This window comes from Paenibacillus sp. J22TS3 (genome assembly GCF_018403205.1).
Classification (GTDB): domain Bacteria; phylum Bacillota; class Bacilli; order Paenibacillales; family Paenibacillaceae; genus Fontibacillus; species Fontibacillus tuaregi.
On record NZ_BOSF01000003.1, the window covers coordinates 128,309 to 141,693 of the forward strand.

Genomic DNA, 13,385 nt, shown 5'->3' on the forward strand with positions numbered 1-13,385 from the left:
TTAGTTAGCAGAGATAACTGTGTTTTGTGCACCTTTAGCAGTGATTACGTTGCCTTTTACATCTTGGATGTATCTAGCATCGGATTTAACTTCAATGCTGTAAAGGTTAGCTGCACCGCTTGCATCTTTAATAGTTACTTTCAGGTACGGTCTAGCTTCAGTATTAGACGTGTTTACTACTTCTACAGTGTAAGAGAAGTCTGTAAGATCATTTGGTGTAGCAACCGAAGGAACCTTCTTAGTATCAGACAGGCGAGTAACTACCAGGTCAGATGCATACAGTCCAACGAGACCAGGAGTAGCTTTAAGATCTTCAGTCACGTAAACTTTAGCAGTGTAAGTGGAATTAGTAACAGTTGTTGCATAAACATTTTGATTAGCAGCAACTTCAGGCTTAACTTCATCATTGAAGTTATTAGCAGTTACCGGAGTAGCTGTGGAGCCCAATGTCAATTTGTTACCAGATACACCTGTAAATGTTGTTCCAGCAAAGTCTACAGATACTTTACTTGAATCCCAAGTATCGTTGTTCAGACCGATAGTAATAACATCTGTGTTGTTAGTTGTTACGCTAGCTGCTTGAACACCGTTAACTTTAACAGTAGCTGCATTAACTGTGCCGGAAACAGCTTGGTTCAATTTAACTTTCAGTGTTTTCTTACCAGTCAACGAACCTTGATATACATCGCTGTAGTCGGATGCAACTTGTATGTTGCTGTAAGCAGCAATGCTAATGTTCTTTGACAGTGGATCAACGTAGTTACCAGCAACGTCTCTCAATCCTCTGATGGAGATGTCAGTCCAAGAGCTGCTGTCGATTGTAGTACCATTGATCTCAGATGGCAGATCAATAACTACTGCTTTGGAATCTTGAATCACAGTGAACGATGCATTGTCAGGCAATGCTACTGAAGCACCGTTAATAGTCAAGATGTAGTTAGCACGGTTAACCAATGTTGCTGGATCCATTTTTTCATTGAACACGATTACCGCACGACGGATGCTATCAGAGATATTGAAGGAGGCACCTGCAAATTTAGGAGCAGTATTGTCGCCTACATTAACTGTAGTGCTGTAATCTTGGATTACATTACCCAGCAATGTGTTATCCTTGATACCTTTAATGGATACTGTATTAGTGCCTTCTGGAAGTACAGAGTAGAAATCAACAATCAGTTTGTTTCCATCTTGTACAGTTGCGTTAGAGATAGGACGAACTTTTCCGTCTTTATCTGTAACAGTAATCAGGTTAGCAAAGTTTTGGTCAGCCAAGATTGGCTTGTTGAAAGTAATAGCAAGACGAGCTTTGTTAGTTGCATCCACACGAACATCTACAACTGTAGGACGCTCTGTATCGATAGTTGGAGTAACCACCTTAGTTGTTTCTTTAATTTGGTTACCGGAGTAGTCTTTGACACCTTCTACATTAATAGTTGTAGCGTAGGAAGGAAGAGCTTTGTCTTTGTCAAAGTAGAACTCGTATTTGTTACCAGAAAGCGCTGTGAAGCTAGTTGGGGATACCTTGGAATCTCCACGTTTGTGGTACACATTGCTTACGTTAAGAGTATCTGGATCGATATCTTCGCTGAATGTCACAGTCAACTTCTCAAGAGTTGCAGTAGCATCTTGGATAGTTGGAGCAGTAGTATCTTCTGCTACAGTGAATTTATGCTCGGATTTCAAAGACTTGAATCCTGCAAAGTCTTCAACACCAGATACGGTAAGAGTGTGTTCTCCAACTGTAAGGATAGAAGAGTCAGCAGCTACAAGAACCATTTGACGACCTTCTACTTTAGGCTCACCATAGAATCCTTTGCCATCGATTTGGAAAGTACCCGCCAAAGTTTGTTTTACAGGCTCGCTGAACACAACTTTAACTGCTTTAGTACCCAAACCAGTAACGCTTACCACTTCTGGAAGTTTGTTGTCCACAGGAGTGAATTCGTAGTTAGTTGCAGAAATTGTAGATGTTCCTGCTTTAACTCCAGTAACATTCAGAGTGTACTTTTGTTGGTTGTTCAGGTTAGTTTTCACTGTAAGTGTTACTGCGTTTTTAGCATCGTTCAACACCGCAGATTTAACTTCCAGGCTGTTGCTCAACTTGTAGTTGTCTTTCAACTCAGCAGTAGCTTTGTCAACTTCACCGTTGAATTTAACAACAACTTCTTTCAGGTTGTCAGCAGTTACTGCATCAACTTTAGTTGCACTTGTTACAACCCAAGTAACCTTAGTTGCGATTGTGTTGCCTTTGGAATCTTTGAACTCAACTGCAGTTTCTTTGTTAGCTTCAAGAGCTTTGTCAAGTTTCACCTTAACAACTTCTTGGTTAGAAAGTGTGAATTCAACGTTGTTAGCGTCCACTACTTTGTAAGAAGCAACAGTTGGGATGGATCTTTGTTGATCGATTGTGTAAGCAGCTACAACTACTTGGGAACGAGTTGCTGCAGCTTGGTAGTTAATACCTTTTTGAATGTAGCCAGCGTTGATCGCTGCTTGAACGTAGCCTTGAGCCCATTTAGTAGCACTGTTGTCAATTCCAGTAGTTGGAACTTCAAGTTTCAGAGCACGAACAAGAACAGTAGCCAATTCTTCTACAGTCACGTTTCCGTTGAAGTCGAAGATTTTCTTAGTCTTGTCTTTACCTTCCATGATACCTGCAGTAGCTACTGCTTCGATGTAAGGTGCAGGCCATTTAGCATCTTTCTTGTAGTTCTTGTCATTGAAGCTGTATACACCCTCGATTGGTTTCAGGCTCAGAGTGCTCACGATCACTTTAGCAAGTTCTGCACGAGTGATTGTTTTCTCCAAATGAGCGGAACCATCTGCATAACCAGTCAGGATTCCTTTAGCTTTCAAAGCATCAAATTGTTGTTGTGGTGTGAGGGACTCAGCACCGAATGCTACAGAAGCAAACATGGAGAATGCCATTGCTGTAGACAATGCTACGGATAAAATTTTCTTCATAACCTTTTTTTCTCCTCCTTGAATATCTTTCACTTGAGAATTTTCTTTAAATGTATAGCTCATGTTACTCATTAGCCGATACACCCCCTTTCCCGAGTTGAGCGAGTTACTATAAATTATGTCTGTGAACGGGCCACAGAAACTTGTAAACTATTGGAGCATGTAGAAATAGAGTAGTTTCCTAATCCTACCTTGACATTATACAATGGGTCCCTAGAGCCGTAAAGAACATTTTTCTAGTAAATAGACAAGTTTCCCTATGAGGGACATTATGGATTGTCTAAATTGGTCGCCCGTTGTTCATGTTCTACATCTTAAACGCAGGTAAAATCAAAAAGTTGCGGGTCTGCGAAAAAAAATTAAAAAGTTGTTATGACTTACTATTCGCGCCCTCATATTCAACAATATCCCAGTGATGGGGCTTTACGGGTTTTAGTATAGCATGGCTGTATCTTCCAGTCATTAAGCAAGTTTTCCCAATACAATACCCTGGATTTTGCCAATTCAAACATAAGAAAAAGACGTCCAAAAACGAACGTCTCCTAATAATATATCGTATATCACTTTCAATTATTACCTTACTTTCATAGCCAAATCAATAATACGTGCGCGCATCTGAGGATCGGAGCTCAGGTTCGTGTACATATTCTCGATTGCCTGCTTATTGTCCTTGTAGGTCTTCTCGTGCTTCATGGTGACATGTGACCAGTCGATCAGCGCGTTCTCTGCCAGTGTCAGCTCATTGAATGCATCGTGGAAACCCGTCTCCATAACAAGGCCTTCCATAACCTCTTGAGTGACTTCCTGCAGCTTCGCAGTCTCCTCAATCTTCTTCTCCAATACTTTCGCTCTATCCTCAAATTTCGACTTTGCTTTCATATAATCCAGCTGTGCTTTCGATAACAACGGTTTCATGTACTTGTTCACCCTTTTGCAGAAAATGTCTATTACTCTGTTATTGTATCCTAATCTACGAATAATTACAAAAAGATGTAATTGGAAATTACAGTTTGTCCCTCTATTGCTAGAGTTGTCATTAAAATACCCGCCTGCAAGCTTGACGCTCACAAGCGGGTAACGGTTAGGGATTAGCTTAGGTTTTTAGGGAAGATCTTCGTGCTTTTCAAGAGCAGCGCTACAGCAATCTTTCCTGCCTCGGCACGGGTTAGAGTGCCTTTAGGATTGAAGGCATAAGTAGGCTTCTTCTGACCTGGAACGGTCTGTGGGTTACCACTCATGATCTTCGCTTTGCTTACCGCATCAATAGCAGGCATTGAGTAGTTATCCATCGTGCCTGAATCGGTAAAAGCTTTCGCCAGGGAGGCTTTCAGCTTATCATCATTAACCGCTGTCTTAAGCTTCAAGGCTCTGGCGATCATAACGGCTGCCTGCTCTCTAGTTAAAGGCTGGTCAGGCCCGAAGAACCCGTCACTCAGCCCGGTAACGATACCGGCTCTTGCAGCCGTCTCCAGATGTTCAAAATCCCATGTCGGTGCTTTGACGGTCGGCTTGATATCGAAGAAGGTCTGCTGATTGTTATCATAGTTCAGCGGGAGATTCAGACCTTTGACAATTAATGTAGCAAACTCCCCGCGCGTTGTACGGTCATCCGCACCAAAGGCATCAGAACGAAGGTTGTTCATAATTCCTTTTGCATACAGGCCGTTCAAGTAATTCCGTGCCCAAGGATGATTTGTAATGTCATTATAACCAAGACGAAGTTTCATTACGGTATAGTAACCAAATTCATCAAATGGTACTGAAACGGTGTGTGATTTCATATCCACTTCGCCACCAATGTTCTCCCATACTCCCTGATCTGTATAACGGAAAACAGTGATGGTAGAACCTACTTCATCTACGATGTTGCTGTTGAAAGCAATCTTCATCGTACCCCGATTGGATGGGACAACTTTACGTTCAGCCTCGAACTTGGTGAATTGGCCCTCGAGAGAATAAGGAGCAAGACCATTGGTTGCTGGTTTATATCCAGGCATATTACTATCGCCTTTTTCGCCAACGCCACCGCTCACCCAATAAATATTGGATACACGGCTAAAGTTGCTTGTATTGGCATTAGATGTGAATTTAAGCAGCAGCAGATCATCGAGAGCTACGCTTGGGAATCCACTCACTACACCTGTATTAGGAATCCCGATCAGGTTCCCATAATCGTTACGGCGTTCAACTACGCCATCCTTAGGATCTGCGATACCGAACAGCAGCTTCGTATCCGGATAGTATTTAGTCACGCTATTTCCGTCAGGATTAGCTGTCTTCATTACTGTTCCCTTAGGGAAAGAAAGCTGTAATGATTTATTAAATACGTTGTAGCTGTTTGCAACCTTCTCGGCCATGAACTGAGAATCTACGGCTACTGTACTCGTGTAGTAAACGGTAATAGTATCGTTTATGGTTGCACCGTTGCGTATAATTTGAATCTTAACTGTTGTCGCTTTATCAGGTTTCAAACCAACGTAGTCGTACAAGAAACGGTTGCTTCCCAGGTCAGGACGTTTTTTCGCTTCAAACTTATCAATCATAACTTTAGTTGCGCCTTCAGCTTCAATATCAAAGTGAATGAAATTCTTATTCACAATGTACTGCTTGCCTACTGTCGGCTGAGGAGCAAGAATACGGTAAGGGGATACCTCACGTACTACTTCAAGGCGCTGATTTGCACGTGCTCCCGTGCTGTTGATCATTTCCAGGTTATACACATGGCTTCCTGGAGCATCAAATGCAATGTTGCGAATACGCAGGATGAAGTCATCCTTGTTACCGGCAAAATCATAAGTGTAGGTTGTACCTTTATAGGTGAACGTACCTGGGGCTTTTATTACTTTTGCATCCCCTAATAAATTGTCTGTAGAGGTTGTAAAGAACACGTCTGTGCCCAAGTTCAAGTTTAGAATAGTTGCGCCGCTACCTCTAAGCACCAAATCGTATTTCTGTTGAGTTGTTGTGTATTTCCCATCCGAATATACGAACTCTGGCGAAGGAGCAAAAATATTCGTGATGTCATTATCTCCAGCTACATCCTTGGTAAATGGAGTCCGTGTGTCCAAAGCTGCATTCGGCAAGAACTTGTCAATCTTAGAGATATTCTTGTCAATGATGTAAATGTGTAATTCCTTGGTAACTACTCGCTTATTACCTGCCCCATCCATGGATGTACCTGAGAAAACAATCTTGTTATCCCCATAGAATAACGGACCAGCAGCCGTAATATTCAGATTTAGGGCAAATGAAGGATTGGAGGCCGTTACTCCCAGAACGGTATGATCTCCATCAACTCCGGAGTCTGACCCGCTGTTTAAAGAAGTGCCCGCAATCCCGTTTACGAAATACTCAGCGTTAGAGATATTCTCAAAACCGATATATTTACCGCTGATCGGGAGCTTCTGCGTAGTACGGGAATCAAACTCAAAAGTCTGCCCGTCTGTCAGGTTATCAATATAAATGTAGTTCTTGGATACATAAGAAATATCCGCATTGTACCATGAGCTTGAACCTGAATATTGGAACCGGACTTTCTGTTGCCCGTTAGAAAAGCCTGTTACCTTATAAACTTCTTGCGTCGCCGTAAGATTTGCTACACCAGTTACCTTGGTCAAGGTAACTGCTTTAGTTCCAAGTGGTAGATAATTCGCTACCAACGTTTGAGATGGTGTCGTGTTTGATTCAACAAGGATATAGAAGTCTTGAGCATCCACATTGGCTCCGTTAAGCGGAAGCTTAGTTGCCTTAGTGATGTCATCCCCTTCTTTAAACTTCTCAAGGTATTTCATATCTGTGATTACCGTATCACCCGGCAAGTATCTGAAAGCAGCTGGGTATGCAGCAGTTAGTGTTCCGTATGTGACAGCTACGGTTGCCTTTTGTTCAGTAAGAACTTGGGCTGGTACGCCAGAATCCGTCTGAAGATTATAGTTAGCGGTTTTAAATCTTACCAAACGATATGCTGGTGTAATTCCATCCGGCCCCGGAATGATCTTCTCATCACTTGAAGTTCCTACTGTGCCGTCATCCTTTAACACATCAAAAGGAAGTTGAGCTCCACCATTAACTGTGATTACCGCTTTGTCCTTGAATGCATCAGATACATAAGGAACCAGGACTTGTCCTGTAATGTATCCAGTTGTTTGACCAGCGTCTTTTGTAAAAGTTGGCTTGTTATCCATAACAGAAAGCTTTTCCGATCCTACATTCGCCTGCAGTTCAGTAAATGGCTGGAGTTTATCAAAGAAATATACCGTACGTGCAATAGCCACGGAATCCGAACCATTCTGAATGGAAACCTTCAAGTCGTTCTGTCCTGACTTAAGGTTAAGCGTTGGAGAGAAAAACGTACCGTCTTGAAGAACCGTAGATACCAGTGCAGTTCCCCCGTTTACGGAAACAGTCACTTTTGTTGTATTCTGAGCTATCCCTTGAAGGGTAACCGTCTTACTATCCACAACAACTTGAGTACCTTCGTTTAACAGAATAGGCCCTTGGCTGCTGCCATAGATTTTTAAGGAGTCTACAAAAGGAACTTTATCATAGAGAACATAGAAGATGTCTGAACGCTCAATGCTTCCTTGCATCCCTGTAAAAGTAATCCGGTTGAATCCAGAAAACAGCCCCAGGTTATTCGCTAAAAACTTCTGAGGATTTGATGGATCAGCTGTTACAGAACTGGTAGTGAAGTGAGTGCCATCCGGTACCCAACGAATTGTACCACCCGCGCCTGCAGGTTCAGAAACGAGCTGTTCAACCTTTACCTTCATAGTATCTTTAGTGACATATGAGAAGGTACCACCAATGGTTAAAGCAGAATTGTTAGTTGCATATACATTGGCTCTTGTAATCTGCGTGAGCTGAGTTCCAGGCTCTGTAGTCAGCAAAGCTGTTTGACGTATAGCAGTTGAATCAGGAATAAAATAAGTTGCTGCCGATGTGGTTGCCGCCGATACAGTCCCCGTCAGTCCCACCGGAACCAAAGATACCAACAGTGTCAACAACATAAGCCATATTAACGGCTTTTTCGTGCGCTGCATGTATGAATCTCTCCTTTATAAGGTCAGTTATCTTCTTTATCGGACAACCGGGAGAGATTTTGAAGAAAAATGGAATAAAAAATCCAAATTAATGGAATTTTGCCTCTTAATACCCAAAAGATCGTTCTTTGGCGCTATGGGATAAGGAACCGGCAGCAAACAAAAAAATCCCGCTGTACGAATGCACAGCGGGATTTCTATTTAGATCAGTCCGAGCGCTCCGTGCTCTCCTTCATCCGCAATCTTGCGAGGAAGTTGAGTACAGGCCGCTTTGTCTTGCCGATCAGGCCGATGACCTCGGCGCCAATCTGCAGGAAGAAGACCATAATACAAATGACCACAAAGGTTACCCAGTTGGCTGAATACAGTGCGGCCGAGGACTGTATGATCGCCAGCACCCCGAAGAAAGCGGCGATCCCATAGATGATCAGCACCGTCTGGCGGTGGCTGAAGCCAAGCTCTCGCAGACAATGATGCAGATGGCCTTTATCCGGCGAGAAGATCGGTTTCTTCTGCATCCAGCGGCGCACAATAGCAAACATCGTATCCGAAAGCGGAACCCCAATCAGAATGAGCGGGGTCAGGAACGAGACAATCGCAACCTGTTTAAATCCTAACAGGGACAGCAGCGCAAGGCTGAAGCCCAGGAACAAGGCCCCGGAATCTCCCATGAAGATCTTGGCAGGGTGGAAATTGAAATACAGAAAGCCTAGAATGCTGCCAAGCAGCAGCAGGCACAGAAAAGCAGTAATTTCGTTGCCCATAATAAAGGCCATAACCGCAATCGTACCGATCGCAATGGCGGATACACCTGCAGCGAGACCATCCAATCCATCGATCAAATTAATTGCGTTGGTTACCCCGACGATCCATAGAATCGTAAACGGGATCGAAATCCAGGTCTCCACGGAGGAGTAAGTGTGAAAAGGTATATTAGCAAATTCAATTTTAATATCAAATCCGAATACAACTACACAAGCTGTTGCAATCTGAACCACCAATTTCAGCTTGGCCGAAAGATCAAAACGGTCATCTAAAGCCCCAAGCAGCACAATCATGGTACCACCGACGAGAAACGCTCCCACGAAGTCGAGGTCTCTGGAAGAGATATAACTATCCGGGATAAAAGGAAGTAGTGCGACTAAACCGATAACAAAAGATAAATAAATGCCTAGTCCACCGAGTCTCGGCATTACTCTGGTATGCACCTTGCGCGCATTTGGAACATCGACCACACCGGCTTTAATCGCAAATTTCTTCACGAGCGGTGTTAATCCGAGCGCCAGAACCAGCGCGGCGATAAACCCGATGATATAGATCATCAACATGTCAATTTCAACCCCCATTTTATCTACCGAATGAATTATACTCCGAATGCAAACAAACTACCAACTCTGTAATTCAGCAAATTTCGGCTGATTTTCAGAGAATTCCGCCCATTTACCGCATTTTTGAGAGCTTTTCGCCCTCACGCAGTACTTTGACGGTAAATTTCGGCAGTGCAAGCATCCTTCCAATCCGGGAAGGTTCGCGGAGAAGACGGTAGAACCACTCCAAATGCATCTTCTGCATGAATTTAGGTGCGCGCTGAGTCCGTCCTGAGATCACGTCAAAACTTCCTCCAACCCCCATAATCACAGGAACTCCAAGGTCTTCCTTATACTTGGCGATCCATGGTTCCTGGGTATCCGCACCCCGGGCCACGAACAGCAAATCAGGCCCGGCTTTTACAATTTCATCTATAACTTCCCGGTCCTGCTCCGGACCGAAATATCCGTCACGGGAGCCGACGATCTTCACTCTCGGATATTGCAATTGTAACCGCGAGGCCGCTTCCTGAATCACTTCCGGCGCAGCGCCCAGCAAATATACCTTCCAGCCTAGCTCCTCGCCCTGCTTCATGAGTTCATGAAGCAGATCAAATCCTGCCACGCGCTCGGTCACAGGCTCGCCACCCTTGCGGGCGGCCCACACCACGCCAGTCCCGTCAGGCACAATCAAATCCGCACGCTGCATCATGGTCTTATACTCCGGGTTCTCCAAGGCGGCCATGACCATAATCGGATTGGCCGTAATAATCTGATGCGGCTTCCCGGACTTCACCACGTCCGTCAAGTAGCTTACGGTATCCTTCATTCCCCACTTGCAGACAGGGATGCCGAATATCGATACCGTAGGCACTGCAGCTGGCTGCTTCATGTGATTCACCCTCTGTTCTTAAAAAATTCAGCGATCCGCTCCGCCGGACGGCGGGCTTCCTGCTTCAGATTATCAATTCTAGCCGCATTCCGGGCGCGCCAGGCGTCCCCGTCCTTAAGAAGGCCGCGCAGCTCAGAGGCTACGATATGCGGATCCAGCTGATCGCTTGTTCCCGCTGGAACGGAGCCCAGACGCGCCAGGAAATGATCGATCTTCGGATCATACGATATCCCCAGCAGCGGCACCCGCTGGTTAGCCGCATAGATCAGGCTGTGCAGCCTCATCCCAATGAGCGCGTCACAGCGGCTGACCTCTGCCAGCATCGCCTGAGGATCAAGCGTCTCTGGAGCGACACTCACTACACTTCCCAGCGATTGTACTGACTCCATCCGCTCTATGACAAAGCGCGATGCTTCATCATCCCCAGGCACATGGAAGGGCAGAAACCGGAAATGAACCTTCATCTGCCCTGCCAGAGCCGCAAGACCTGCGGCAAGCTGAATCAGCTCAAGCCGCTCCGGGTTCCAGTAGCGCACGGAAATTCCCACAACAGGCAGCTCCTCCCCGGCGCTTGCAGTCTCCCGGGGAACCATACCTTCGGGAAGCGGCAGACCCATAACCGGGTCTGGCACAACTTCAATGTTTCCCCGGTTCAGCCCCATACTCACAAGCAGCTCCGCAGACTCGTTATCCCGGACAGAGACGTAACTGCATTTGCGGAAGATTCCAGCAATAAAAGGATGAAACACTCCCCGGTTCACCGGGCCAATCCCCTGCGCATAAATGAACACAGGTTTCTTCAGCCACTGGGCTATCTTAATGATGCCCAGATAGTAAGGGATAGACTTCATACTGGTAGCATCCTGCAGCAGGCTTCCGCCGCCGCTGATCAGTCCGTCACTCTCCTTCAAAGCCCGCCGCACTTCACCGAGCTTCATCCGGTGCACAGCCTTCACACCATACATGGAAGTGGTCCACTCCGGGTCCACCGACAGCACGATGGGCTCAATCCGGATTCCGGCCCGGGCCCCTTCCTCCTCCAGCGCGGTCAGGATGGACTTCAGCACCGCCTCGTCCCCACTGTTGCGGAACCCGTAATATCCGGAGATGACTAGTCTTGTAACAGACGGGGTGACCATTTCTTCCAGCACCTTTCAATAATAATCCACACGCCTACGGCAATAAGACCAATAATGATTCCGAAGCCCATGCCAAGAAGTCCGCGAATCAACGAGATCATGGCAGGAGAGTGAATATGGGCAAAAGTATCCACCATCGACAATTGACCGATTGTAGCGATGATTAGCGCATAAATAATTTTTGGATACCGCAAAGAGGCAAATACCCCAACTATAAAGAGCGGGTGCAGAATCAGGAACTCCTTATTCCGTGGACGTACCCCGATTGTGTTCTCCAGGAATGAGCGGAACTGCGCTTCACCGGGAAGAAGGCTGCCCGAGTTGCCTGTTCTTGAAAGATAATAGTAGCCTACTCCTGCCAGTACAACGGCACAAGCCACCCACAATAGTGTGATCGGCATACGCAGCCATCTGCGCAGCTCGCTGAATACAGATTTACCTTGATACAAGAAGACGTATACCGCTACAAGGAAAACAGGCACCAGATGCAGCAGACTTACACCGCGGAACTGGTTAAGCACCAGCGCATACGTAATATTATTAAGCAGTGCGATAACGAAAGGAACCGCACACAAAGACAGCAGGGACGTCTTGATAAACAGCACTAAAGTGTGAGTAAGGCGGCGTCCGCCTGACATGTCCGGATGCTCTCCATGAATCTCCTGGACTTTCTTGATGGCCAGCAGCATCGCAATGGTCGGTGCGCTGATTGCGACAAACAGGGATAGAAGCTGTTCCAGCCACTCCTCCTTATGAATAACGAACAGTCCCGCGCAGCCAAGGAGTCCGAGTATCAGAGCCGCAAGGGTTAGAGAAGGCAGGAAGTAAGACACCAGAATAGCCACGAACGCAACTCCGCCCAGAACGACAATCGCTTTGGCAATTTTGTCCCAGGAATGGGTGGTAACCGTGAAGGCTTCTGCTTGTCCGAGCTTGAAGCCGTCCTTCTCAATGCGTTTGACCGCATTTCCAGGCTCACCCAAGGTCTTCACAATGTTCTCAACCGAATCCGTAATTGTAGATTTTGTAGTGTCCTTGCTCGGCATGCTGTTGATATAAATCATCCGGATCTTACGGTCCTTCGCCGCCAGGGCGAATCGGTCAGCAAGCGTGTCAGGATCCAGCTTCGCATCCTTATCACTTAAGGAATACAGACGTACAACATTATAGTTCAAATAATAAGCGAGTTTATTAAAGCCTGCCTGAGGCTTCTTCAGACCCTCAATGGTCACGATACCGAGTCCGTGAGCTTTCAAGGAATCCGCGAATGCTTTAAGACTCTTCTTCTCCGGGTCATCTGTAAAGCCTTTGACCGCATCCCCTTCAAACAAGATGTGTTTAACATTGTTCTCTTGGAAGATGGTCAGCATCTGATCCACTGCAGCCTGATCATAAGGCTGGCTGTCGCTCATACGCGGAAGAATATTGAAGCCTTTGTCGCGCAGCATCTTCATGGCAATCGGATCCGGCGCGAATGATTTCATTACCGCATCAGCCGGTGACGTATTAATGCGAATTGCGGCGGTTCCTTCATCCCAGCTCCATGGAACCACATCAATGCCTGCGGCTTTGAACGTCTGTTCAATCATCGGCGCGAAAGTCTCGGCATTCTCCTTACTCGTAAACACGACGTAAGTTTGATTGTCCGTCTGGGCGGTCGACAGCGGAAGTTTCTTCATACCAATCAAATCCTGTGTGCTGTACACCATTAGACGGTGGGATCGGGTCAATTCGTCGAGATTGCTTTCAAACATCGCGATCGTGCCAATTCCGGCCCCTTTTAACTGGTCAAGCTCTTCATTCAAAAACTCTTCGGGTTTAGGTTGATAAACTGAACTCTCCAGCAGACTGCGATAGTTGAAAATAAGCTCCACGTTCTTGGCCGTTTGTTCTGTCTGAATACGGGCATAAATCAGGGGGAGTGATGCCACCATCCCGATAACCACCAGAATCCAAAGCCACTTGCGTGATACATTGTTCCATTGTTGCCATTTCTGATACACGAAGGTACCTCCTCATGAATAAACTCCGAAGCCCGGGC

7 protein-coding genes are annotated in these 13,385 nt (G+C 45.8%); all 7 read right to left on the bottom strand.

Translation table 11 applies throughout. The features are described 5' to 3' along the window. The 7 genes from KJS63_RS10315 to KJS63_RS10345 all read right to left on the bottom strand — a co-directional run bounded on the left by KJS63_RS10315 (position 1) and on the right by KJS63_RS10345 (position 13,347). Positions 1–3,036 (bottom strand): Ig-like domain-containing domain, encoded by a 3,036-nt coding sequence (locus tag KJS63_RS10315; RefSeq protein ID WP_213619051.1) that lies wholly within the window; start codon positions 3,034–3,036, stop codon positions 1–3. Positions 3,037–3,537: 501 nt separating this feature from the next. After that, the gene (locus KJS63_RS10320; RefSeq protein ID WP_068620628.1) at positions 3,538–3,879 is read right to left on the bottom strand and encodes a hypothetical protein; all 342 of its coding nucleotides are present in this window, start codon (positions 3,877–3,879) and stop codon (positions 3,538–3,540) included. A gap of 173 nt (positions 3,880–4,052) precedes the next feature. Then, positions 4,053–8,006 (bottom strand): S-layer homology domain-containing protein, encoded by a 3,954-nt coding sequence (locus KJS63_RS10325; RefSeq protein ID WP_213619052.1) that lies wholly within the window; start codon positions 8,004–8,006, stop codon positions 4,053–4,055. A gap of 206 nt (positions 8,007–8,212) precedes the next feature. After that, a complete protein-coding gene (locus KJS63_RS10330; protein ID WP_213619053.1) occupies positions 8,213–9,334 on the bottom strand; it encodes a glycosyltransferase family 4 protein in 1,122 nt (373 codons plus the stop codon). Between the two features lie 112 nt (positions 9,335–9,446). After that, positions 9,447–10,205 carry a WecB/TagA/CpsF family glycosyltransferase gene (locus tag KJS63_RS10335; protein WP_068620634.1) on the bottom strand — a complete coding sequence of 253 codons (759 nt, stop codon included), beginning with the start codon at positions 10,203–10,205 and terminating at the stop codon, positions 9,447–9,449. A gap of 5 nt (positions 10,206–10,210) precedes the next feature. Beyond that, on the bottom strand, positions 10,211–11,344 hold the full coding sequence (gene csaB, locus KJS63_RS10340) for a polysaccharide pyruvyl transferase CsaB (RefSeq protein WP_213619055.1): 1,134 nt from the start codon (positions 11,342–11,344) through the stop codon (positions 10,211–10,213). Beyond that, complete coding sequence (locus KJS63_RS10345) at positions 11,317–13,347, bottom strand: DUF5693 family protein (protein ID WP_213619057.1); 2,031 nt, start codon at positions 13,345–13,347, stop codon at positions 11,317–11,319. Before KJS63_RS10345 ends, csaB begins: the two co-directional genes overlap by 28 nt. Between the last annotated feature and the right edge of the window lie 38 nt (positions 13,348–13,385).